This is a genomic window from Fusobacteriaceae bacterium (genome assembly GCA_031272775.1).
Lineage (GTDB): Bacteria > Fusobacteriota > Fusobacteriia > Fusobacteriales > Fusobacteriaceae > JAISST01.
In genome coordinates this window covers 1-23877 of sequence record JAISTB010000030.1, presented here as the reverse complement: position 1 = coordinate 23877, position 23877 = coordinate 1, and the positions used below count along the sequence as shown (strand labels likewise).

The following is a 23877-nucleotide window of genomic DNA, read 5'->3' as shown; positions in this document are numbered from 1 at the left end:
TTATTTCCCATAATTGTGATGTAATTTTTGTTGACCGAATCGTTAAAAAACGCCGAAAACATTGGAGTTTAAGCGCAGTCTTTGTTCAACATTATGGTTTAAAAAATAGATTTTTTGTTGGGCAAAAAATGGAAAGTTGCATGAAATGGGAAAGAGAGGGAATGTGACGGCGAAGGCCGTAAATTCAAGCCTTGACTTTTTGAAAAAAATAGGATAAATTATTAATTAACCGTGAAAATTATGGGAAATAATATTCAAAAATATAGATTCCGCAATTTCAGGGCGTTTTCGAGGGTATCTGAGGGCTATTTGTGGCCTGTAGGGGGGAGCGACCTCTCTGGCGGCCGTAGGCCGCAGTCTCGGCTGTGGCTCGTTGCGATTTGGGCTGCTCGACCCGCTTGCCTCGACCTCTCTGGCGGCCGTAGGCCGCAGTCTCGGCTGTGGCTCGCTGCGATTTGGGCTGCTCGCCCCGCTTGCCTCGACCTCTCTGGCGGCCGTAGGCCGCCATCTCCCCTTGCGAAGGGGAGACTCTAAGGAATTTTTGTTTTTTTTTGAAAAGTATCTGCGCCGAAGCGCAGATTCTTGGGGGGTAATGGGGCTTGTCGCCCCGCTTGCCTCGACCTCTTTGTCGGCGCGGGCGCCGACAGTCTCGGCTGTGGCTCGCTGCGCTTGCTGACGCCGAGACATCGCGGTCTTCTAACATTTGCTGCGGACTTCGTCCTTGCAAACGTAAGAAGCCGCGAATCTCCCCTTGCGAAGGGGAGACTCTAAGGAATTTTTGTCTTTTTTGAAAAGAATCTGCGCACGGCGCAGATTCTTGGGGGAAGCGTGTTTCTCGCTCAAATGTGAGACTGACTAGTAAGGTTGTTTTCAGCCCCCTTCTCCGAAGGGGGTGGGGGCTCTGCCGCCGGGGTTGCGGGATGGCGCCGCAGCCGCCGGGGGTTGCGGGGTTTTAGGCGGCTGAGGGGTCGAGGCTGACGGGCGCGAGCGGCCGGCCTCATGAAACATATGCTTGCATTTTCGCGGGATTCATGCCAAAATTAGGTAAAAATAACGGATTATGTGAGGTGATCCAATATGGCGATAACGAATGTCAATATCAGCATGGAAAGTGAAAAAATGTCAAAAGTTCAAGCCGTTCTGACTGATTTGGGATTGGACATGCCAGAAGCGGTCGACCTGTTTTTTGAACTATTGATCAACCGTAAGGGAATCCCTTTCGAACTAAAAAAATCGATGAATAAAGAAAAGATGCCGCGTAGCACTGCATACGGAATTTTGGAGGGAAAAGTCAAAATGGCGGACGATTTTGACGCGCCTATGGATAAAAATATCCACAACTACGAGGTCAAATGGATCTGGTAAAGACCAGGAGTACTGGAAAGGGCTTCGAAACGAGAGCGGTTCCCCTCAAAACTCCCGAATCAAGCGCTCCGAATCCCAGACCGTTGCGAATTCGTCCTTGAGCGAGGCGAGGCTCGTCAGATGAACGAGTTCCGAATCGTATTTTTCCCCGCGGATGCCGACGCGATCAAAGGTCGCCGCGGCGTCTTCGATGACATAGGTCTCATAACCGAGATTTCCGGCCATGCGGACCGTGGTCGAGACGCAGAAGTTCGTGATGAGGCCCGCCACAACCAAAGTCTTGATCCGCAACGCGTCAAGGCGCGACTGGAGATCGGTCCCGATAAAGGCGCTGTTGACGTTTTTCGTAACCACGGGTTCCCCTTCCCGGGGCGTCACATGGTCGTTGAAGGCAAAACCCGGGTTTCCCGGCGCAAGCGGCGACGCTGGGTTTTTAGACGCGTGGCGGACGAAAAAGACCGGGAGGCCCGCTTCCCGCCATTTGGCGAGGAGCTTCCCGCAGACCGCCTCGGCGTTTTTGTTGTTCCGGTTGCCGCCCCAATAGTCCTCGTCGAGAAAGGCTTTCTGGACGTCGATCAAAATCAGGGCCGGTTTTTTTTCGCTGAAATTCATGGTATCCCCCTCGAAGCAAATGAATGTTCATTTCTGCCTGTGAAAAATTGATTTATGCGCTTTTTTTATAAGACGCCGCTATTTTTGATGACTTCGATGAGTTCATTGATCTTCGGAACCGGAAGGACGAGGGCAAAGCGCGCAAAGCCTTCCCCCTGGCTGCCGAAGCCGCTGCCGGGCACGCAGATGACGCCGGTCTTTTCGATGAGCTCCAGGACAAAGGCTTCGGAGTTTTCATATCGCGCGGGGATTTTCCCCCAGGCGAACATGGTCCCCTCGCTGTCCCGGATGTCCATTCCCGCCGCCCTGAGTCCGCCGCAGAGGGCGTCCCGCCGTCTCTGGTATTCGGCGCAGTTGCGTTTCACGCTGTCCTGAGGGCCGTTGAGGGCGGCCACGGCCATTTTCTGCACCGGCAGAAAGAGCCCGTAGTCCACCTGGGAACGCAGGTCCCGGAATTTTTCGATGACTTCTTTGTTGCCCACGGCGAAGGAGACCCGGACCCCGGTCACGTTGTAGGACTTGGAGAGGGAATTGATCTCGATCCCAACGTCTTTGGCGCCGGGATAGGACAGAAAGGATTTTCCGGTCTTCCCGTCAAAAATGATATCGGAATAGGCGTTGTCGTGGATCACGACAATGTCGTATTTTTCGGCAAAGCGGATCAGGTCCCGGTAAAAGTCATCGCCCGCGACGGTGCAGACCGGGTTTGAGGGATAGGATACGACAATGGCCCGGGCTTTTCTTGCGGTCTCTTCGGGAATATCGGCAAAATCCAGAATGAAATTGTTTTTGGCGTAGAGTTTGTAATATTCGACCCGCGCGCCGCAGAGATCGGGGCCCACCGCAAAGATCGGATAGGCGGGATCCGGGGCGAGGATCACGTCGCCGGGGTCCGTGAGGGCCCAGAAGATCCGGCTGATCCCTTCCTGGGAGCCGTAGAGGGACATGATCTCGGAGGATTCAAGGTCCACCTCGTAGCGCCTCTTGTACCAGCCCTGAACGGCCGCGATCAGTTCGTCCCTGTCCGTGATCGCGTATTTGTAGTTTTCGGGGTCAAGGGCAGCCTCCGAGAGCGCTTGCATAATATGCGGCTCGGGCTTGAAGTCCGGCGTCCCTATGGACAAATTGTAAACCGGCAGGCCTTTCTTGAGGCGCTCAATCTTCTTTTCATTCAACGCGGAAAAGATACTGGCCCCGAAGCCCTGCATTTTTTTTGAAAAAGTCATTCGCATCGTAATTATCTCCCTGTGTAAGTTTCTATGATTTCCTGTTTTCCTTCGATTTCGGTCGTGAGATTCCCCGCTTCGTCCACAAGCCCGCGGATCACCACGGATCCGTCCCGGTCGTAGGCCTCGTAGTCCCCGTAAGGGACGCCCCGCCGGTAGTTCATGGCGTAAAGGGGTCTCCCGCTCTCGTCAAAAAATTTCCAGAGGCCGCTCCGGAGCTCGTTGACGAGCATGCCGGTCGCCACCGTGACGCCTTTGTCGTTGAAGATCGCGGCCAGTCCCCGGTAATTGCTCAGATAGTTGATCCGCGTCTCCAGGGCCCCCGTCTCCGAATACCACTCCCAGACGCCCTTCCTTTGGTTGTCCTCGTAATTGGCTATGCTCCGCAGGCTGCCGTCGGGATAAAAATAAGACTGCCGGCCCTGAAGCCGGTCGTTTTCGTAAAATTCCACGGCCATCAGCGTCGGGGTTTCATCAAAATAAAAGGTCCAGAGACCGTGCCGCCGGTCATTTTTGAAACTGCCCCGGACCTTGATCATGCCGTTGCGGGAATAGACGATTGCGGCGCCGTTTTTTTTCCCGTCCCGGTATTCCACCGCGCTCTCGGGTTCGTTATTTTCGTAATATAGTTTTTCCGTCGTCTTTCTGCCGTCCCGCCCGGAGGCGGCGACAGCGCACGCGACGATTAAAATGGCCAATATCAGCTTTCTCATGGGTTACCCGCCCCGGAATTTCCTTCCGTGAATTTCAAGAAAAATCCTTTACCTCACATAGTATAGCACATATTTTTTCCTTTTTTAACCCCCCGGCAAAGAAAATTCTTCACAAACCACAGGGCGGGCGTGAAATAACCATTGACATTTTCTGAAAAAAAATTTATACTTGTAACAGACAAAGTATATTGAATCTTGAGCCTGTTTTTCCCGCGGAGAGCTCAGACCCGTTTTCCGCGCGGACAAGAGGCGCAAAAGGACGGAGGGATTATTTTGAACAGATTGGAAGGGAAAATTGCCCTCGTGACCGGATCCGCAAGAGGCATCGGTCGCGCGGTGGCGGAACGGTTTGCCGCCGAGGGGGCCAAAGCGGTCATTTCCTGTGACGTCGTGGAGACGGAATACCGGGAGCCCAACATCAAGCACATCCTGCTCAACGTGACGGACCGCGAGGACATCAAGGCCAAGATCAAGTCCGTTGTGGAGGAATTCGGACGCATTGATATTTTGATCAACAACGCGGGCATCACCAAAGACGGGCCCTTCGTGCGGATGAGCGAAGAGCAGTGGGACGCGGTCATCAACGTCAACCTCAAGGGAGTCTTCAACGTGACCCAGGCCGTGGCGCCCGTCATGTCCCGGCAGAAATCGGGATCCATCGTGACGCTCTCGTCCATCGCGGGACTCATGGGGAATATCGGACAGACCAATTACTCGGCCACCAAAGGCGGCGTCATTTCCATGAGCAAGACCTGGGCCAAGGAGCTCGCGAGAAAGGGGGCCCAGATTCGGGTCAACTGTGTCGCGCCGGGCTTTATCCAGACTTCCATGACCCACGATTTGCCGGAAAAAGTCATCGAGGGCATGATGGAGCGGATCCCCCTGAAGCGCATGGGGACCGTCGAAGACGTCGTCAACGCCATTTTGTTCCTGGCGTCTGACGAATCGTCCTTCATTACCGGGGAAACCATCGCCGTCACGGGCGGCATGGTGATTTAAACACGTACTTGAACGAACGCGCATAAACAATCGGTCTATTTTTGACGCAATGAATTTTTGATTGAACGAGGAGGTTCAAAAACATGAGCAAAGTATTTATAGCGGCGGCGAAAAGAAGCGCCATCGGCAGTTTTCAAGGGACCCTGGCGCCCCTTTCCTCAAGCGATCTGGGCGCGGCCGTAGCGAAGGCCGTCATCGCCGAAACGGGCATTGATCCCGCGAAATTTGACGAAGTCATGATCGGAAACGTCTTGCAGGCCGGGCAGTATCAGGGCGTAGGCCGCCAGGTCGGCATAAAGGCCGGCATCCCCCAGGAAGTTCCCGGCTGGACCGTCAACATCATCTGCGGTTCGGGCATGAAATCGGTCATGACCGCCTATACGGCCGTCAAAGCCGGAGAGGCGGATCTCATCCTGGCCGGCGGTTGCGAATCCATGTCCAACGCGCCTTTCCTTTTGCCCGCTTCCGTACGGAAGGGCTTTAAAATGGGCGATCTGACCATGAAAGACCACATGGTGCTGGACGCCTTGACCGACGCCTACAACAAATATCATATGGGCATCACCGCGGAAAATATCGCCGAAAAATACGGCATCACCCGTGAACAGCAGGACGCTTTCGCCTACGGATCCCAGAAGAAGGCTCTCGCCGCAATTGACAGCGGCCGCTTCAAGGATGAAATCGTCCCCGTCGTCGTACCCGGCAAGAAGGGCGACACGGTCTTTGATACCGACGAATTCCCCAACCGGAAGTCGACGCCGGAGGTCCTGGCGACGCTCAAACCCGCCTTCAAAAAAGACGGAACCGTTACGGCCGGAAACGCCTCGGGTCTCAATGACGGCGCTTCCATGACCATCGTCGCTTCTGAGGAAGCCGTGGCCAAATACAATCTGAAACCGATCGCGGAGATCGTATCCACCGGCATCGGCGGCGTGGATCCCAAGATCATGGGCATGGGCCCCGTGCCCGCCTCGGCCATGGCCCTCAAACGGGCGGGTCTCGCCCTGAAGGACATGGAGCTGATCGAGCTCAACGAAGCCTTCGCGGCCCAGTCTCTGGGCGTTATCGCCGAATTCATCAAGCAGCACGGCGTAAGCCGCCAATGGATCGACGAACGGACCAACGTCAACGGCGGCGCCATCGCTCTGGGCCACCCCGTGGGCGTATCGGGCAACCGGATCATCGTCACGCTGATTTACGAAATGAAAAAACGGGGCCTCAAATACGGCCTCGCCTCTCTCTGTATCGGCGGCGGCATGGGCACGGCCGTTGTCATCAAGAATATCTGAGTAAAAAAATCCTCAAAAAAAGGCCTCCCCGCAGGGGGAGGTTTTTTTACGTCTTTTGAAAGGGGGCGCTGAGTTTGTCGAGGAGTGGCCTTATCCCGAGGGTTTCCCGGAGAGCCGCCAGGGCCGCCTGCTCTTTTTTCAGCCGCGCCGCCGGAATGCTTGTCTTGATGGCCCGGATCAAGATATTTTTCGGCGTATGTTCCATATCGATAAATTCCATTACGCGGACGCTGTAACCGCAGACCCGCAGCGTCTGGGCCCGGTAGGCGTCGGTAGCGAGGGCAGCGAAGCGTTCGGCTAAGATCCCGTCCCGGGCCAGCGGCGGGAGCTTCTCCCGGAAGGGGGATTCTTTGGTCTTGCCGATCTTTTGGTAAAACTCGTGCTGACAGCAGGGAACCAGCAGAATGGCTTTGGCCTTGAGGGCCAGGGCCTTTTCAATCGCGTAGTCCGTGGCGTTGTCGCAGGCATGGAGCGAGAAGACGAGATCGGCCTCTCCGAATCCGCTAAAATCCCGGATATCGCCCTTCAAAAACGAAAGGTTCCCGCAGCCTAAATTTTCCGCGATATCGTTGCACAGGTCGATGACGTCTTCCTTGAGATCGAGACCCCGGATCTCATAGGAAAGGCCGCTCAATTCCCGCAGATAGTGCTCGAGGGCAAAAGTCAGGTAAGATTTTCCGCAGCCGAAATCCACGCAGCGAAGCGTATCCTGAAGCGCCCCCCGGTCACGCAGTTCCCGGATCGTGTCGTCGATGAACTCCAGGTATTTATTGATCTGGCGGAATTTGTCGTATTTATCCTTGCGGACCCGGCCCTCTTCCCCCATGATCCCCAGGGAGACGAGAAAGGAAACGGGGACGCCTTCGGGAAGGATCAAGCCTTTCCGCCGCTTGTCGGCTGAGGTTGCGGGGAGCGCCGATCCTTCGCTCTCCTTTTTGTCCCAGCTGCCCCGCAGACGCCGGTACTGAAGGATTCGGTCCTCTGTGATCACAAGGAGTTGGGAAAAGGCGTCGAGGCAGGCGGAGAGCTTTGCAGCCAGGGCGGTCGGATCCGCCAGCGGGAGATTTTCATGGAAGGCTTGAGTCTCCGTCAACGTCTCAAACTGCAGGGCGGGCACGCCCCTGGTCTCAAAGGGCCGCGCGATACATTTTTTGGCGGCGCTTTTCTCGACAGGATCTGAAAATACGCCCTTGACAAGGCTTTCCGGCCTTCGCTTAAGCAAATCCTCCATTTCTTTGACGATCATTTCCTTGTCCGTTTTCACTTGATTTTGCCCCTTTCTTTTTTTCTTTATTTTATCATATGTCCGGGGCTTTTGACAAAATTTTTCTTGACAAAATTGTCCTTTCATGATATGACATAGTCAAAGAACCATAGGGGTATAGGGTATAAGAGGAGGAAATATGGAAAAAATCGAAATCGGCCATCAGGAAGAACAGTTTGGCTGTAGCTGCGGACATTGTCACGGCGCGGAACACGAACACCATGAGGAAGGGGCGGATTTTTTTGAACGTCATCGTCTACCGCTCTTGATCGCGGGAGCGGCGCTCTTTTTGCTATCCCTTTTTGTGAAGGGGCGTTTTCCGCTGTATCTCGCGCTTTCTCTCGGGGCCTACGCCCTTTTGGGGGCGGGGATCCTCGTGGCGGCGGTCATGAACCTCAAGCGCGGGAATTTTCTCGACGAGAATTTCCTTATGGGGATCGCCACGTTCGGGGCCTTTTATTTGGGCGAAATCACCGAGGCCGTGGGCGTCATGCTCTTTTATCAGATCGGCGAGTATTTCCAGGACAAGGCGGTCTCCCGGGCCGTGGGGAGCATAGAAGGACTGCTGTCCCTGAAGGCCGAGACGGCCCTGGTGATCGGCGTTGACGGGACTTTGACGGAAACGCCCTCGGAGATCGTCCCCGTGGGGAGTCTTTTAGCGATCCGGGCGGGGGAGAAATTCCCCATTGACGGCGTCATCGAAAAGGGACGGGGGAGTATCGACGTCTCGGCCTTGACCGGGGAAAGCCTCCCCCGGGACGTGGAAACCGGCGATACGGTCCTTTCGGGGAGCGTCAACGGCAACGTTTATCTCGAGATCCGGACCACGAGACGCTTTTCGGACAGCACGGTCAGCAAAATCATCGAGATGGTACGGGATTCGTCCTCCCGAAAGGCCAGAGCCGAAAAATTCATTACGAAATTCGCCCGCCGCTATACGCCCGCCGTGGTGGGTCTGGCGATCCTCGTGGCCTTTGGGGTTCCCGCGGTCGCCGGGGACTTTCCGCGCTGGTTCCGGCAGGGATTGATTTTTCTCGTGATCTCCTGCCCCTGCGCTCTCGTGATTTCCATTCCGCTTTGCTTTTTCAGCGCCGTGGGCCGGGCCTCCCGCCGGGGGATCCTGATCAAGGGCGGCAATTACCTCGAAAAAATGTGCGATGTGGACCATATTATCTTTGACAAGACCGGCACGTTGACCCGCGGCAAATTCCGGATAGACGAAATCGAAGCCCTCGGGGGGACTCCTGAGGAGGTCATAAAATACGCGAAAATCGGCGAATTTCACTCGAATCACCCGATCGCTGGCGTGATCCGGGACTATCCGCTCCCGGGCGTCGAAGCGCCTTCGGTCTCCGATCTTTCCGACTACCGGGAGATCCCCGGGCGGGGGACCGGCGTCCTGTGGCGGGGCGCGGAGATTCTTACGGGCAATCAAAAGCTTATGGCGGAAGCGGGAATTCCCGCCGCGGAGACCGAGCATCCGGGGACGGTCCTCTATGTGGCCAAAGAAAAGCGCCTTTTGGGCATTATCCGGATTTCCGACGAGATCCGGCCCGACGCCGCCGCTGCCGTCGCTGCCCTAAAGGCGGCGGGACTGACCCCCTGGGTCCTGACCGGGGACAATGAGGCCATCAGCCGCGCCATTGCCGACGCCCTGGGCATCCCGGGAACTCAGGTTTTCGCCCGGCTGCTGCCCGCGGAAAAAGTCGAGAAGCTTGCGATCATTAAAAATCAGGCGGCCAAAGGAGTCGTCTTCGTGGGGGACGGGATCAACGACGCGCCCTCCCTTTCCATGGCCGACGTCGGAATCGCCATGGGGGGCTCGGGGGCCGACATCGCCATCGAGAGCGCCGACGTGGTCCTGATGCGGGATGAGCCTTCAAAGATCGTCGAGCTCCTCCGGATCGCCCGAAAGAACAAGCGGGTGGTGACCCAGAATATCGTCTTCGCGCTCTCGATCAAGCTCGTCATTATGGTCCTTGGCGTCATGGGTCTCGCCAACATGTGGCTCGCGATCTTTGCAGACGTGGGCGTAGCGCTCCTTGCGGTTTTGAACGCCATGCGGGGCGGAAAAATCGACCGGGAAAAGATTTCGGTTGAAAAAAAGCGAAAAGCTTGATATGATATGGGTAGCATAATTTTTTGGAGGGCGACCCATGGGCAGAAGCAAGAATATTTACCCCGTTACGGCCGAAAACTTTGATTCCCTGCTGGCTTATCTCAACGACGGCGGGGTCATGGACTGGTTCCTGCTCTTTGCCTTTCCCCACAGCGAATTTGAAGACCACATGGAGCGGATCCGCCTTCTTAAAAATGCCGTATTCCAGCGGGATCGCAGCGATTTTTTGAAAAACGTCATCGTGCTGGGGGACTATGTCCGGGGCTATATGGCCAACGATCTGGGCGTTCGGGGCGTTCTCAACGTCCCGAAAGTGAGCGATGAGCTCGTCTACGCTTTCGCGGCGGAATTTAAGCGAAATGAGGGAAAATTCATCGACGCGGCGGCATTTTTGCGGGACTACGGGAAGAAAAATCATTTTGACGTCGATATTTACGACAGCCGGGATCCCTGGATCATCTCGGTCAACAATACGGGGATCCTTTTGATCAATGAGCGCACGGCCGCCCATATCGACGAGAATATCGGCAGAATCCGGAACCTGCGGGCGGACATGATCCTCGTCTCCTTCAACGGCAACGAGGCCGACGCCACCAACGCCGAGCTTTTGGATCTTTTGGGGAGCGACTCCCATATGACCTTCGGCGTCACCACGAAAAAAAGCGTGCCCTGGAACAGGCGGCTCGACGCCCTCGTCTATATGAAGAGTCCCTTCAAAGAAGAATACATGCGGAAATTCCTTGTGGAGGCCCTGGAAAGCCGGGATTTTGACAACAATTTTGAGCGGCTGCGGGATTTTCTGGGCGTCGCGCCCAAAGACTTCTCGGCGGATCCGGACTGGGATGAGGCCGCGGAATTGGCGGCAAAAAAAGAAGCCCGCTACCGGCTCAAACTGCACGTTTTTGACCGGGAAGCCCAAAAGGGATTCCGGGGCGGCTTCGGCCCCGACAGGCTCACGGTGATCCGCGGGAAAAAGGGGACCTTCCGGGGCAAAAAGAAAATCGAAGTCTTGACCTTGGAGCGAATTTTGTCGTAAAACGTTCCGAAAAAGAAGATCCGGCACGGATGTAAGGAGGGTATGATGCGCAAATTGTCGGAAATTGTTTCATTTTTTATACCCAAAAAGAGTAAAAAAATCAAAGAAAGCGAAAAAAACAATGGATCATCGACCGCAAGGGGACGCCGGGACGACAAAAGCATAGCGATCCGGCGCGCCATCGGGGAACTGGAAAAGCGGGAGGTCCGAAGTTATGACCGGGAGCTTTTGTGCGGACGCCGCATCGATTATGAGCGTCTGCTGAACGCCGAGCAGAAAAGGGCGCTTACGGCGCTTTCGGGGAAATATCTCGTGATCGCGGGGGCGGGCTCGGGCAAGACCCGGACCGTCGTCTACCGGACGGCGCTCTTGCTCGAGACGGGCGTCGATCCCGGGAGCATTCTCATGATCACCTTCACGCGAAAGGCCGCCGCGGAAATGCGGGAGCGCCTCGCGGAGCTTTGCGGAAGCGCCTGCGGGGATGTGGCCATATCAACGTTCCACGCCTTTTGTCTCCGCCATATCATGACCTATAAGAGCTGGTTCGGTTACGAAAATTTACAGATTTTTGAAGATAAAGGGGTCGAGGACCTCTTAACAAAGCTCGCCGCCGTCCATCACGTCAAGCGCGTAAGGGGGCTTCCCTTTCCCCAGGCCCGCCGCCTGCGGGAGTTATTTTCCCGGGAGGCCCTGAAGGGCATCCCCCTGGAGGAACAACTGACTGAGCGGGAACGGCCCTATGCCGACGAGATCCTGGCCGTCCGCCGGGCCTTCGGGGCCTGGAAAAAAGAAAAGGGCTGTCTGGAGTTTGACGACCTGCTGCGGGTCTTTACCGAAGGGCTCGCCCGCAATCACAAGTTTCGGGAGCTGATTCGGGAACGCTACCGACATGTGGTCGTCGACGAATATCAGGACAGCAACGCCGACCAGCGAAAACTCCTGCGGGAGCTAGTCGGGGAGAGCGGAAACCTCATGGTCGTAGGCGACGACTGGCAGAGCATCTACGGCTTCCGGGGGGCGGATTTCACCAATATTTTACGTTTTTCGGAAGATTTTCCCGACGCGAGACTGATCAGGCTCGCCACAAATTATCGCAGCACCGACGAAATAATCTCCTTTTGCAACCGGATCGCCGCCCGTTTCGCTCTCGGTTACCGGAAGGTGATCCGGGGCACGGGAAAAACCCACAAAAAGCCCCAGATCCTTTCCTTCGCGACGAAAGAACAGGAGGCCGCCTATATTACGGAAAAAATCCGGGAATTGAAAGCGCAGGGGGTTTCCCCCGGAGAGATCGCGATCCTCTACCGGAACCGCTACGCGGCGCTCCATATCCGAAAGGCCCTCAAAGAAGCAGGCCTCCCTTTCGCTGTCCGGGAGGCCGGGGAGGACGCCTCCCTTCCCGATAAGGCGGAAACAGCCGAAAAACCAGTCGGGGAGACTCGGGAGCGCGTCGCCCTCTTTACGGTCCACAGCAGCAAGGGCCTCGAGTGGGACTATGTCTTTCTGCCGGTCCTTCTGGACGGGGTCTTTCCCGCGAGTCGCGACGCCGAAGGCCTTGAGGAGGAAAAACGGCTTTATTATGTGGCGTGCAGCCGGGCCCGGAAGATGCTCTGGCTCACGCGACCCGATTATTTTTATGAAAAGACCGGCTTTTTCGATAAACCATCCCGTTTTTTGGATTATGGTGGATTTCGTGGTCATGACGGTTCTTGATGTGGCCCTTTGAAGACTTTTTGCCGAAGGTCCGCGCATTTTTTTTCTTGACAGATCTCTCCATTTATGGATACAATAAAAGTATAACGTGATTATTACATGGAGTCGGTTGACTAAGGAGGAGAGAATGAAAAAACTATGGAAAACTTGCGTTGTGGTACTGTTGACGATATCCCTTTTGTCCTGCGGCGGAAAGAACGAACCGAAAGAACTGACCGTGTATTCGACTTTGCTGGAAGAGGAAATTACTCTGTTTTTGGAAGGCTTCCACAAAGATTACCCCGAGATTAAAGTCAATTTCATCCGAGATTCCAGCGGAGTCATGGCGGCCAAATTTGAGGCCGAGAAGGAAAACCCCGCGGCGGACGTGCTCTGGGCCGTGCCTACGGCCGGATTTTTGAATCACCAGGAGCGCTTTCTGCCCTACGACTACAAGACCGGCCATATCGACGCCAAATTCGTCGATCAGAAAAGCGAAAAACCCAGATGGGTGGGGCTCTCGGCCTGGATGAGCGCGCTTACGTTCAATAACGTTATCGGCGCGGAAAAATCCCTGCCGCTTCCCAAAAGTTACGCGGATCTGCTGGATCCCGCCTACAAGGGCGAGATCATCATGCCCGATCCGGCCTCGTCGGGGACGGGCTATCTGGCCGTTTCCGCGTGGATCCAGCTCATGGGCGAGCAAGCGGCCTGGGCCTTTATGGACGGCCTGCACAAAAACATCCGGATGTATGTCCATTCGGGCGGAGCGCCTACGCGCATGGCCGCCCAGGGCGAGACCGCCATCGGCATCGGCGTCGAGTATGAGAGCATTTACGCCGAACGGCGGGGGGCGCCTGTGACCACGGTCTTTCCGGTGGAAGGCCTCGGCTGGGAAATGGAAATCATCGCCATTGTCAAAAAAGACAAAATCAAAGAGGAGGCGAAACTGCTTGCCGATTGGGCTCTGTCGGAGCGCGCCATGGAATACTACGCCAAAGTGCGCGGCTTCGTGACCGACGACAGGGTTCAGGGCGCCGTCGAGGGATATCCCGCCGATATCCGCCAGAAGATGATCGACAACGATCTCTTTTGGGCGACGGAAAACCGCGACCGGATCCTGACCGAGTGGAAAAAGCGCTACGGGACGGGGGAATAAGCATGTCTTACCTCACGATTGCCGGGCTGAAAAAGCGTTTCCGAAAACATGAGGTTTTGCGGAACATCAATTTGCAAGTGGAAAAGGGGGAATTCGTTTGCTTTTTGGGGGCCAGCGGCTGCGGGAAGACGACGCTCCTGAGGATCATCGCGGGCCTCGAGCGGGCCGACGCCGGGGAGATTGTCGTAGACGGCAGGGACATTTCCCGCCTGCGCCCCTCGGGGAGAAATCTCAGCATGGTCTTCCAGTCCTACGCCTTATTCCCCAATATGACGGCCTTTCAAAACGTCGAATACGGCCTTCGGAAAAAGATCAAAGACAAGGAAAAGCGCCGGGATCTCGTGATGGAAATGCTGACGCTGATGGGACTCCTTGACGTGGAGAAAAAATATCCCGACCAGATGAGCGGCGGGCAGCAGCAGCGGGTTTCCCTCGCCAGAGCCCTCGTCATCGAACCGGGCCTGCTGCTCCTGGACGAGCCCCTCTCGGCCCTCGATCCAAAGGTCCGGGAGGCCCTGCGGGGGGAAATCAAGTCCACCCATGATAAACTCAAGATCACGACGATCATGGTGACCCACGATCAAGAAGAGGCCATCACCATGGGGGATAAGCTGGCCGTCATGAACGAGGGGGAAATCGTCCAGTTCGGGACGCCCATCGAAGTCTACAAGGGTCCCCGGGATTATTTCGTCGCGGATTTCGTCGGGAAGATCAATTTCCTGACCGACAAAAAGAACGTGACCTGGATGATCCGGCCCGAGGACGTCGAGTGCTACACGGAAGCCCGGGAGGGGACATTTCCCGGCACCATTACGAATATCGAGTTCCGGGGCCCTTTTTACCGGCTCACGGTGGCTCTGAAACGGCATTTGATCCTTATCGATCTTTTTTCCAAGGAGCTCGAGAAAAGGGCCTTCAAGCTCCATGACCCCGTCTATGTGCGTCTGGACCGGGCCGAAGGGTTGGGATAGCCATGGACAAAAACGCCGCTTCAAAGTTTTTTCTTTCGGCGATACTCGTGGCTTTCCTCGCGCTGGGCCTGTTGTTTCCGGCGGCGACGCTTTTTTTGCGGGCCTTTCAGGACGGGGCCGGAAATTGGATCGGCTTTCGGAATTTTGCCCGCTATTTTACTTCGCCGGCCACGGCCGCTTCGCTCAAAAACAGCCTTGCGGTTTCTCTTACGGTAACGACCGTGACCGTAGGCCTCGCTTTTTTGTACGCCTTCGGCATCGAACGGACCCATATCCGGGGCAAGACCATACTGCGCGGCATCGCCAGCGCGCCGCTCTTCGTCCCCTCCATGACCCACGGCATCGCCCTGATCTATCTCCTCGGGAGACAGGGGCTTCTGACGCGACTCTTCGGATTTGGATTTCCGATCTACGGCTTTTGGGGGATCGTCCTGGCCGAGACCGTCTATGTGTTTCCGGTCGTTTTCTTTATGCTGGCCCTGGCCTTTCACGCCGAGGATTTCCGCACCTATGAGATGGCGGAAATCATGGGGGTGGGGATCCTCAAGCGCTTTTTTTCGATTACGGTCCCCAATGTGAAATATACGGTCATCACCTGCTGCTTTTCGGCTTTCACGTTGTGCTTTACGGACTTCGGCGCGCCCAAGGTCGTCGGCGGCAACTACAACGTCATGGCTACCGACATCTACAAGCAGGTCATCGGACAGCAGAATTTTCCCATGGGCGCAACCGTGGGGGCGCTGTTGATTTCGCTGACGCTTTTGGCTTTTTTCGCGGAATTGCTGCTCCGGAACAAGAGCGCCAAAATCGACGCCATGGCGACCCGCTACATCATCCGGAAAAATCCCTGGCGGGACGGTTTTTACACGCTCTTCAACTGGGGTTTCGCGGCGGCCATCCTCGTCTTCGGGGGGACCATCGTATTCGCCTCCCTGATCCGGAACTGGCCCTATGATTTTACGCTGAGTTTCCGCTCTTGGCAGTTTACGGTGATGGGGGAAAGCGTCTGGAGCATCCTCGCCTACAGTGTGGCTCTGGCCGGTATTACGGCCCTTTTGGGGACGACGCTCTGCTTTTTCACGGCCTACGCGGTCCAGCGGGAGCGAAACTTCTTCTGGCTTCGAAAAACAGGATATTTTTTATCCGTTTTACCGAACGCCATCCCGGGCATGACCATAGGCCTCGCCTATATCGCTTTTTTCAACGCCAAATCGGGCCTGCGGAGCTTTCTCTACGGGACTTCGGGGATCCTGGTCCTGGCCAATATCATTCACTTTTTCGCTTCGCCTTTTCTGGCCATGACCGCGAAGCTCAAGCGGATCGATCAGGAATATGAGTATATCTCCGAAATCATGGGCGTTCCCTGGTATCTGACCGTGGCGCGGGTCATTCTGCCGCTGTCTCTCGATACGATCCTCGAGAGCGTGGCTTATTTCTTCACCAACGCCATGACGACAGTATCGGCGGCCATTTTCCTCTATACGGCCCGGACCCGGGTCATTTCGGTCATGATGGTCAGCAAGAGCGATTCCGGCGATGTGGAGTACGCCGTGGCCATTTCGGTCATGATCATGCTCGTCAATATCCTGTTCAAATGCGGCTTTACGTATCTGGGCCGCTTTGTCCGCCGCAAATAAGGCATTAACGGCTCCGAGCCGACAGTTCTTTCATAAAAAAATGAGAAAAGGAGGAAAAGCATGGCAGCGCATATTTTCGAAGGGGCAAAGTATGAAAAACATCCGAAGTTTGACGGGGTGTTCATGAAGCATTTTTACTCGGGGGCCGACACGGGGCGGCTCAACAATTTCGAGGTCATGATCATGCCGGATTTTGAGATCAAATCCCATACCCACGACAATTCCACGGAATTCTTTTATGTGGTCTCGGGAAGCGGCGAATTCCTCGACGAAAGCGAATGGAAACCCATCGCGGCCGGAAACGCCATGATGGCCCCCATCGGGATGACCCACGCCATCCGGAACACGGGGCGGGTTCCGCTGTTGATCTTCGCCTGCTACAGTCCGGCGATCCGCTAAAGGACCCGGATGGCCATGATTGAATACGGATTGCTGGAAAAATCGGAGGCGCCCGCCCTGATCCGGCTCTATGAGCAGCTCAATCCGGGCGTCGACGGCAGCGTCCCCGAAGGGTTGCTGGCCGATATTCTCGAGCGCTCGGCGCTCTTCGGGATACAAGTCTATGTGGCCCGGGACGCCGGCCGAATAGTGGGATCCTGCTATATTTGCGTGATCCCGAATTTATCCCACAACGGCAGATCCATCGGCTACATCGAAAACGTCGTGACCGACGAAAACTACCGCCGTCGGGGCATCGGTCGCGAACTGATCGGGCGGGCCCTCGCCTGGGCAAAAGCCCAAAACTGCTACAAGGCCGTGCTCGAAAGCGGAATCGCGAGAACGGGGGCCCACGCCTTCTACAGGGCCCTGGGCTTTGACGAGGCCTCCCACAAAACTTTTGAAATCAGATTTTGAGCTTTCGTAGACAAAGCCGCCTTTTTGTGTTATACTGGATAAAACAGATCAAAACAGACAAAAATCGCCGCCAGGAGGACATCATGACACAGTTCTATTACTATGACACCCCGGTCGGGAAAATCGGCATCGCCGAAGAGGACGGCGCCATTGTCCGTCTCCTCTTTCCCCATGAAAAAGCCGAATCCCATTATGTGGAAAAAGAGACGCCGCTTCTGAAACGGGCCGCGAAGCAGGTGAGCGAATATTTTGCCGGAAAAAGGAAAGTCTTCGATCTGCCGCTGAAGCTCAAAGGCACGGACTTTCAAGTTTCCTGCTGGAACGCCCTTCTGACGGTCCCCTACGGCCAGACCGTCAGCTACCAGCATATCGCCGAAAAAGTGGGCTCCCCCAGGGGCTTCCGGGCCGTGGGCGGCGCCAACCACAACAACCCCATTCCCTTGATTGTCCCCTGCCACCGGATCATCGGCAAGGACGGATCCCTCGTGGGCTTCGGGGGAGGACTTCCGTTGAAGCGCTACCTCCTGGACCTGGAGCGGGATCATGGCTCGTGACGGTTTTTTTCGTTACGGAGAAAAAGAGATCGCGTATTTGAAAGGCAAAGACAAAAAACTGGCCGCGGCCATGGACTTGATCGGACCCGTTGAACGTCCTGTGGATTCGGATCTTTTTGAGTCCCTGATCGATTCCGTCGTGGGCCAGCAAATTTCCACCAAGGCCCATATTACCATTCGCGAACGCATGGCCCGGCGCTTCGGCCCCTTTACTCCCGAGATCGTCGCGGGGATTTCCGCCGAAGATCTGCAGGCCTGCGGCATTACCATGAAAAAAGCCGTCTACATCAAGGAAATCGCCGAAGAAGTGCTGGCGGGCCGTCTTGATCTCGAAAAACTGCCAACCCTTTCCGACGCGGAAGTGGCGGCCGCCCTGACAAGGCTTCGGGGGATCGGGATCTGGACCGCGGAAATGCTGATGATCTTTTGCCTTCAGCGCCCCGATATCCTGAGTTACGACGATCTTGCCATCCGGCGGGGCCTGCGGATGCTCTACGGGCGCCGGGAAATCACGAAAGAATTCTTTGAGCGCTGCCGGAAGCGCTATTCGCCCCACGGCTCCGTGGCGAGCCTCTATCTCTGGGCCGTCGCCAGCGGGCGCTACGCCGAGTACAGCGATCCCGCCCAAAAGGCGAAAGAGAGCCCGGCGGCCGGAAAAAAGACCCCCGGTGAAAAAAAGACCCACAGGAAGGAGAAATCATGAAATACACAGACGGGCAATTGCAGGAAGCCCTCAAACAGGGCATATTTACCGAGGAGCAGGTCAAGGCCTTCCGGACTCTCGCCGAAGGATCGGAACCGAGGGTCACGGGTCTGCAGAAAGTCCTCTATTACGGAGGCGCCTTACTCATCATCTCCGCGGTCACCTGGCTCATGTACCGGCAGTGGTCGCGCTTCGGCGACTATGCCATTACGGTCTTCACGGCCTTTTATTTCGTCGTCTTCGGCGTCGCGGGCTTGTATCTGTATTTCCGGAAAAAACTCACGACGGCCGGGGGCCTGTTGCTCTCGATCCCCATTGCGGTCACGCCCCTTTTCGTCTTTTCGATCCTCGCCGTCAACGGCTTCTGGCCTAACGGCTACGAATACCACGATTACTATGTCTGGATCAAGGGGAGATGGCTGATCCTCGAGCTTTCGACGCTCCTTGTGGCGGCCGTCGTCTTTTGGACCGCGCGCTTTCCTTTTCACGTATTCCTGATCTCGGGGACCCTGTGGTTTCTCTCGATGGATATCGTGCCGGTTCTTTCAGGGCAAAATTCCATCACTTGGGAAGCCCGCTCGGTGGTTTCCGTCCTCTTCGGGCTCGTGATGATGACCGTCGCTTATCTATGCGATCTCAAATATGAAAAAGATTATGCCTTCTGGCTGTATTTCTTCGGACTTTTGACCTTCTGCGGAGGCCTCAGTATGCGGCACTCGGGGAAATTGGAGCACGTTTTGATCTACGGCTGCGTTCACGCGCTTTTGGTCCTTGCCGGAGTATTTCTCGCCCGGACCGTATTTCTCGTTTTTGGGACCATGGGCCTCGCGTTTTTCCTGGGAAAACTCGCCTATGATTTTTTCCGCCGTTCGGCCATGTTTCCGGTCTTTCTGACCCTGATCGGGGTATGTTTCATCATCCTCGGGATTTGGTACCAGAAGCACAGGAAAAGCCTCGAGGAAGGGATCCTCGCCGGACTCCCCGAGGGCCTGAAGCGCCTCAGGCCCGCCCGGGCGCGCAATTTGTAAAAAACCCGGGACGGGCGATTTATGGACAATAGCGGGACGGGCAATTTATGGACAATAGCGGGACGGGCAAGCCCGTCCCCTACGAATTTTACGGATATCAAATTTAAAAGGAGTGTGCGTGTGTATGGAGGAATTGGGAAAGAATATTCCGAAATTGGGTTTCGGGGTCATGCGGCCGCCCATGAGCGGCAAAGAAATCGATATCGAACAGTTGAAGACCATGACCGACAGGTTTCTGGAGGCGGGATTCAGCTACTTTGATACGGCCTGGGGCTATCTCGACGGGAAATCCGAAGAAGCCCTGAAGACGGTCCTGGTGGAGCGCTACCCCCGGGAACGCTTTCAGCTCGCTACGAAGATGCCGGCCTTTATGGCCAAATCCGCAGAAGAAGCCCGGGCTATGCTGCAGACGTCCTTGAAAAGGACCGGGGCCGGTTATTTTGATTTTTACCTGCTCCACAACCTGGGCGGCGTGCGGAGCGCGAAATTTGAAGAATACGGAATCTGGGACTATGTCTTTGAGCAGAAGGCCAAGGGCGTTTTGAAGCACGTGGGCTTTTCCTTCCACGACAACGCCGATACGCTGGACGAGATTCTCACAAAGCATCCCGAGGCCGAATTTGTGCAATTGCAAATCAACTGGGCCGATTGGCGGAGCGAATCCATCCAGTCCCGGAAATGCTACGAGACCGCAAGAAAGCACGGAAAACCCGTTGTCGTTATGGAGCCCGTCAAGGGCGGCATGCTGGCGAGCCCGCCGGCGCCTGTGGCCGAAATCTTGAAGGCGGCCGAGGCCGGAGCGACTTACCCCTCCTGGGCCCTGCGCTTTTCGGCTTCTATGGAGGGGCTGATCACGGTCCTTTCGGGCATGTCCGACATCGGGCAGATGGCGGAAAATATTGAGACTTTCCGGAATTTCAAGCCCCTGACGGAAAAGGAGCGGGACGTGCTTGAAGAAGCCCAGAAGGCCCTCGCGGCCATTCCCACGGTGCCCTGTACGGCCTGCCGCTACTGCCAGAAGGACTGCCCCGCCGGCGTCGCGATCCCCGAGATTTTCCAGCAGGTAAACAATCACGAACTATTTTACAAGGGCAACAAGAAACGGGCCCTGGCGAGCTATTTCTGGATCCGGAACGGCCTGCACGGAGAGGGCTCCAAGTGTATCCGCTGCGGTCAGTGCGAGACGGTCTGCCCGCAGCATATCGCGATTATCGACGAGCTTCAAAAGGCCGTGGCGCTTCTTGAAAACCCGTAAAAAAAACGGGCTGCCGCCCGGAGTTGCAAATCCGGAACGACAGCCCTAACCTGGGGGGCAAAGTTATGGTGTTACCATTGATATTTGACGCGCAGCGTTGCGGCGAGTCCCTCGCGCTTTCCGAAGTAGCCCTGAAGGCCCAGATCGATGGTCCAGCGGGGTTTAGGTTTCCAGACGAAGCCCAGTTCTCCGATTCCCGTGTTGCCGGCAAGGCTCGGGGCTACGAAGCCGTAGCGTCCCGTGGAGGCGTTGACGGTCCCGTCGAGTTCCCGCTCCCAGGCCAGCGCCACATAGGGGGAGAATTTGACGTTGATCTTGCGGCTCAATTTTGCCCGGGCCTGAACCCGTGAGGACGTCGCCGGATGGAAGTCAACGGGGTCTCCGGTCGTGAGACGGAGACTGTCTCCCTTGATCCGGGTCAGATAATATTTGGCCGACAGATCGAGGTCCGTCTTTTCGTTTAAGTACCAAACATAGCCGATTCCGCCATGGAAGCCATAGTAGGGGGAGGAGAGGTCGTATTTGGCCACATTCCCCAGAGCGTCTTTGATGTCTTTGCTGTCATAGTGGTCCTTGAGGCGGCCGATCCGGCCGGAGCCCTCAAGATAGAGATAGCCGTCTTCGGTTTCTTTGAAATTGTATCTGGCCAGAAGGCCGAGGCCGATATATCTGGCGTGACCTTTGCCGTTGACGGTTCCGATCGTGGGATACGTATCCCGGGTGTGATAAGAACCGACGCCGTATTCGACGAAGGGGCCGAAGTAGAGGTCCCCTTTTTCATTTTCCTTCCGCTTGGAAATGCCGGCCAAAACCGTAAAGTCTTTCAAGCCCAGGTGGCCGCCCGCGTTGTAGTGGAGGTTCGCGCCGCCGAAGACGCCGAAGACCTGATAGTCGAAGTCGTCGGTCTTGGGGAGGATCGCGCCCGTCAGGAGTTCATGGCCACGGATCACGAGGGCCAGGCCGCCGAGATAGCCTTCGGCGATGGAGCGGGATTCGGGAAGCAGGGGGGATTTTGTCGTACCCGCGCCGGCACTCCGGTCTTTCGACCCGCCGTCGGGTTCCTCGCTTTCGGGTTCCTCAATTTCCTCGACAGGTTTTACCGGATTTTGGGTTTTGCCCTTTCCCTTGCCGTTAGAGTCATCTTCCTCCTCGATTTCGGATGTGCCGTCGAGGTAGGCGATCAGTTGTGTTTCGTTGGTTTTCAGTTTAAAGTCGTATTGTAGCAGAGAGCCTATTTTGAGGGGCGCGTCGACATTTTCGGGCGTCCCGATATCCGAGCGGCTTTCGTTGTCGTTTTCTTCCGCCGCTTCGATCAGGTATAATTCGTCGCCGTCCACGAAGCCGGGATCCTCATTGCCGCTCCAGACCAGATAGACCGTACTGCCGTCCACGGAGGCCTTGCCGGTCACCTTGGTAAATTTGTCGTTGGCTTTCGTCGTCTTCGGCAGATAGAACGTGAAGAGGGAATCGTCTCCCAGCAGATTGCCGTCGATGGTTCCGGCCGAGACTTCGTCCTCCTCTTTGGAAGCGTGAATCTTATAGTGTTTTACTCGGTATCCGCTAGCCCCAGCATATACAGTACTCCCTCCGCCCATAACGAGATTATTGATAATAACGCCGTCTGGATTTTCTTCCGCATCTCCGTTCCAGGCGTTTGTGTCGCCAAGACGCAAATTCCCCTCTCTGATGTCCAATGTCCCGATATTTGCATAAACTCCTCCTCCTTTAGAGTTATCCAAATAAAGCTCTTTGTCATCTTCCATTGTCATCTTGCCTTTGACGATCAGGATGACATTCTCATTTTCCGTCGAATGTACGCGCCAGTCACGGGAGCGCGTGAGGTTGTGCTTCGCCTCCAGTTTTTGCAGGAAGGCCGACAGCACGTTGGGGACGTCGTTGATCAGTTTCCAGGTCGTCTCGATCTTTGTAGCGTCTTCGTCGGTGACGACGGGATCCTTCAGCGTATCGGCGGTAAGAATCAAGTCGTCGTCATTTTCCGTTTCAATCAGCTTGACTTCGTCGCCGGGGGCGATGATTTCGTTGAGGCCGATGCCGATCGCTTCGACTTTGGAGTAGGAATCGGGCGTTTGATATTTGTCTACGTAAGAATCGTATTTTTCTTCTACCGCCGTTATGTCACCCTTTGCCTTCATAAGCACCCGCCCCTTTACGTACAGCAGGGCTTTATCAAAATCTGCTTTTCCGTCATCATATACTTCGTTTTCGGGAAGCGTGAACCGGTAAAATTCAAAATTTTTTACTATAGCAGTTTCATAATCCATTTTCTGTAAACTTTCATCGCCGTCACCGACAATGATCTGACCTTCAGAGGGACGGTCAACGTGGAGCATGTTGCCTGTAAATGCGTCGTATGGAGCTTCAATGGCTTCTATGCGCTTTACGTACGCGCCGTATAGGCCTTTGATGCCTGTCGGATTTCCTGACAGCGTAATGGAATTATATCTGAGAGAAAAACTCGGATTTTCCAATTCGTCATCTAAGGAGTTTTCAGCACGTATATATGCTCCCAATACGGAACCATTGATTGTCGGCGAGCCGGAAATATTGACGCTGTTGCCTTCCGCTATCACAGTTCCCTCCGGATCGATGTAGGCGCCGAAAATATTGCCTGTTTTGGCTGTATCTCCGACATTGACCTGATTGTTGAGGAAGAAGGCGGTGTTCGCATAGCTTACGGCACCGCCGCCGACAACGTCGGCCACATCAGAACTGCCTTCAATATTGACGATATTGTCGTTGATTTCAATCTGACCTTCGGGAATCTCATATTTATCATCTTCTTCAGATTCACGCTCGTGATAATAAGCTTGGACATAACCGCCATAGGTCTTGCCCGAAACTGTTCCGGCTTTTATCGTTGTGATATTGCCCAAGGCCGCGACGCCGAAAGAATAACCGCCAAATAGAGGTTTATTGGTCGTTCCCGACTTCATCAGCAAAGTATTGTTGATGGCGCTGACGCCTTCGGCATATCCACCGTAGATGGCGTGACTGAAAGGACCGGTTTCAATGATCAAATCAAAATTTTTGGCGTCCACTCCGTCAACGATATCTTTTTCGACGCCAGCGATTTCATATCCCGTATCCGCGCTGACAGTCCGGCTGTCCCGCTCTTCCTCTTCACCCCGAACAGCCGCCGTCGGCAACAAAAACAAAAAGACCATCGCCGATCCCGTCAAAAAACGCCTGAAATCCCTTGTTTTCAAAAACATCCCCTTTTTTTCTCCCATAACCCTGTCTCCTTTAAAATAAAGTTTAGATTTTTTATCGTCTGTAAATTCGATACGAAAGTCTACGTGCATAGGATATCATAAAAAATTCTTTTTGTCTATAGAATTTCTCCTGAAATTATCGAGAATTTCCGGCGTCCGCTTTGCTC

General features: G+C 55.2%; 20 protein-coding genes. 15 read left to right on the top strand and 5 right to left on the bottom strand.

Annotation, left to right across the window (positions count from 1 at the left end; genetic code table 11):
• The first annotated feature begins 1104 nt into the window (after nucleotides 1-1104).
• Nucleotides 1105-1365: a hypothetical protein gene (locus tag LBQ97_07250; GenBank protein ID MDR1832509.1), complete on the top strand. Its 261-nt coding sequence runs from the start codon at nucleotides 1105-1107 to the stop codon at nucleotides 1363-1365.
• Between the two features lie 45 nt (nucleotides 1366-1410).
• On the opposite strand, the gene LBQ97_07245 is transcribed toward LBQ97_07250, so the two are convergent.
• The 3 genes from LBQ97_07245 to LBQ97_07235 form a co-directional block, all read right to left on the bottom strand.
• Nucleotides 1411-1977, bottom strand: coding sequence for a cysteine hydrolase (locus LBQ97_07245; GenBank protein MDR1832508.1), 567 nt, complete (start codon nucleotides 1975-1977; stop codon nucleotides 1411-1413).
• 65 nt (nucleotides 1978-2042) lie between these two features.
• Nucleotides 2043-3203 carry an aminotransferase class I/II-fold pyridoxal phosphate-dependent enzyme gene (locus LBQ97_07240; protein MDR1832507.1) on the bottom strand — a complete coding sequence of 387 codons (1161 nt, stop codon included), beginning with the start codon at nucleotides 3201-3203 and terminating at the stop codon, nucleotides 2043-2045.
• 11 nt (nucleotides 3204-3214) lie between these two features.
• Nucleotides 3215-3916, bottom strand: coding sequence for a hypothetical protein (locus tag LBQ97_07235; protein ID MDR1832506.1), 702 nt, complete (start codon nucleotides 3914-3916; stop codon nucleotides 3215-3217).
• Nucleotides 3917-4189: 273 nt separating this feature from the next.
• Here LBQ97_07235 and fabG point away from each other — a divergent pair, with 273 nt between their 5' ends.
• On the top strand, nucleotides 4190-4915 hold the full coding sequence (fabG, locus tag LBQ97_07230; protein ID MDR1832505.1) for a 3-oxoacyl-[acyl-carrier-protein] reductase: 726 nt from the start codon (nucleotides 4190-4192) through the stop codon (nucleotides 4913-4915).
• Between the two features lie 83 nt (nucleotides 4916-4998).
• A complete protein-coding gene (locus tag LBQ97_07225) occupies nucleotides 4999-6204 on the top strand; it encodes an acetyl-CoA C-acetyltransferase (GenBank protein MDR1832504.1) in 1206 nt (401 codons plus the stop codon).
• A 46-nt stretch (nucleotides 6205-6250) separates the two neighbouring features.
• Here the strand turns inward: LBQ97_07225 and LBQ97_07220 are convergent, their stop codons facing one another.
• A complete protein-coding gene (locus LBQ97_07220; GenBank protein MDR1832503.1) occupies nucleotides 6251-7468 on the bottom strand; it encodes an SAM-dependent methyltransferase in 1218 nt (405 codons plus the stop codon).
• A gap of 139 nt (nucleotides 7469-7607) precedes the next feature.
• On the opposite strand from LBQ97_07220, the gene cadA reads away from it, so the two are divergent.
• From cadA to LBQ97_07160, 12 genes are all read left to right on the top strand, one after another.
• The gene (cadA, locus tag LBQ97_07215) at nucleotides 7608-9587 is read left to right on the top strand and encodes a cadmium-translocating P-type ATPase (protein ID MDR1832502.1); all 1980 of its coding nucleotides are present in this window, start codon (nucleotides 7608-7610) and stop codon (nucleotides 9585-9587) included.
• Between the two features lie 37 nt (nucleotides 9588-9624).
• A complete protein-coding gene (locus LBQ97_07210) occupies nucleotides 9625-10623 on the top strand; it encodes a hypothetical protein (protein ID MDR1832501.1) in 999 nt (332 codons plus the stop codon).
• A gap of 45 nt (nucleotides 10624-10668) precedes the next feature.
• A complete protein-coding gene (locus LBQ97_07205) occupies nucleotides 10669-12336 on the top strand; it encodes an ATP-dependent helicase (protein ID MDR1832500.1) in 1668 nt (555 codons plus the stop codon).
• Between the two features lie 127 nt (nucleotides 12337-12463).
• Nucleotides 12464-13474 carry an extracellular solute-binding protein gene (locus LBQ97_07200; protein ID MDR1832499.1) on the top strand — a complete coding sequence of 337 codons (1011 nt, stop codon included), beginning with the start codon at nucleotides 12464-12466 and terminating at the stop codon, nucleotides 13472-13474.
• Between the two features lie 2 nt (nucleotides 13475-13476).
• The gene (locus tag LBQ97_07195) at nucleotides 13477-14445 is read left to right on the top strand and encodes an ATP-binding cassette domain-containing protein (GenBank protein ID MDR1832498.1); all 969 of its coding nucleotides are present in this window, start codon (nucleotides 13477-13479) and stop codon (nucleotides 14443-14445) included.
• A gap of 2 nt (nucleotides 14446-14447) precedes the next feature.
• Nucleotides 14448-16082 (top strand): ABC transporter permease subunit, encoded by a 1635-nt coding sequence (locus LBQ97_07190; protein MDR1832497.1) that lies wholly within the window; start codon nucleotides 14448-14450, stop codon nucleotides 16080-16082.
• Between the two features lie 60 nt (nucleotides 16083-16142).
• A complete protein-coding gene (locus LBQ97_07185) occupies nucleotides 16143-16481 on the top strand; it encodes a cupin domain-containing protein (protein MDR1832496.1) in 339 nt (112 codons plus the stop codon).
• 15 nt (nucleotides 16482-16496) lie between these two features.
• Complete coding sequence (locus tag LBQ97_07180; GenBank protein MDR1832495.1) at nucleotides 16497-16937, top strand: GNAT family N-acetyltransferase; 441 nt, start codon at nucleotides 16497-16499, stop codon at nucleotides 16935-16937.
• Between the two features lie 83 nt (nucleotides 16938-17020).
• Entirely contained in the window at nucleotides 17021-17491 is a 471-nt protein-coding gene (locus tag LBQ97_07175) for a methylated-DNA--[protein]-cysteine S-methyltransferase (protein MDR1832494.1), read from the top strand.
• Entirely contained in the window at nucleotides 17481-18194 is a 714-nt protein-coding gene (locus LBQ97_07170) for a DNA-3-methyladenine glycosylase (protein ID MDR1832493.1), read from the top strand. The genes LBQ97_07175 and LBQ97_07170 overlap by 11 nt, the downstream gene beginning before the upstream one ends.
• Nucleotides 18191-19222, top strand: a complete 1032-nt coding sequence (locus tag LBQ97_07165; GenBank protein ID MDR1832492.1) for a hypothetical protein — start codon at nucleotides 18191-18193, stop codon at nucleotides 19220-19222. Before LBQ97_07170 ends, LBQ97_07165 begins: the two co-directional genes overlap by 4 nt.
• A 124-nt stretch (nucleotides 19223-19346) precedes the next feature.
• Nucleotides 19347-20477 carry an aldo/keto reductase gene (locus LBQ97_07160; GenBank protein ID MDR1832491.1) on the top strand — a complete coding sequence of 377 codons (1131 nt, stop codon included), beginning with the start codon at nucleotides 19347-19349 and terminating at the stop codon, nucleotides 20475-20477.
• A 71-nt stretch (nucleotides 20478-20548) separates the two neighbouring features.
• On the opposite strand, the gene LBQ97_07155 is transcribed toward LBQ97_07160, so the two are convergent.
• Nucleotides 20549-23728 (bottom strand): autotransporter outer membrane beta-barrel domain-containing protein, encoded by a 3180-nt coding sequence (locus LBQ97_07155; protein ID MDR1832490.1) that lies wholly within the window; start codon nucleotides 23726-23728, stop codon nucleotides 20549-20551.
• Nucleotides 23729-23877 lie beyond the last annotated feature (149 nt).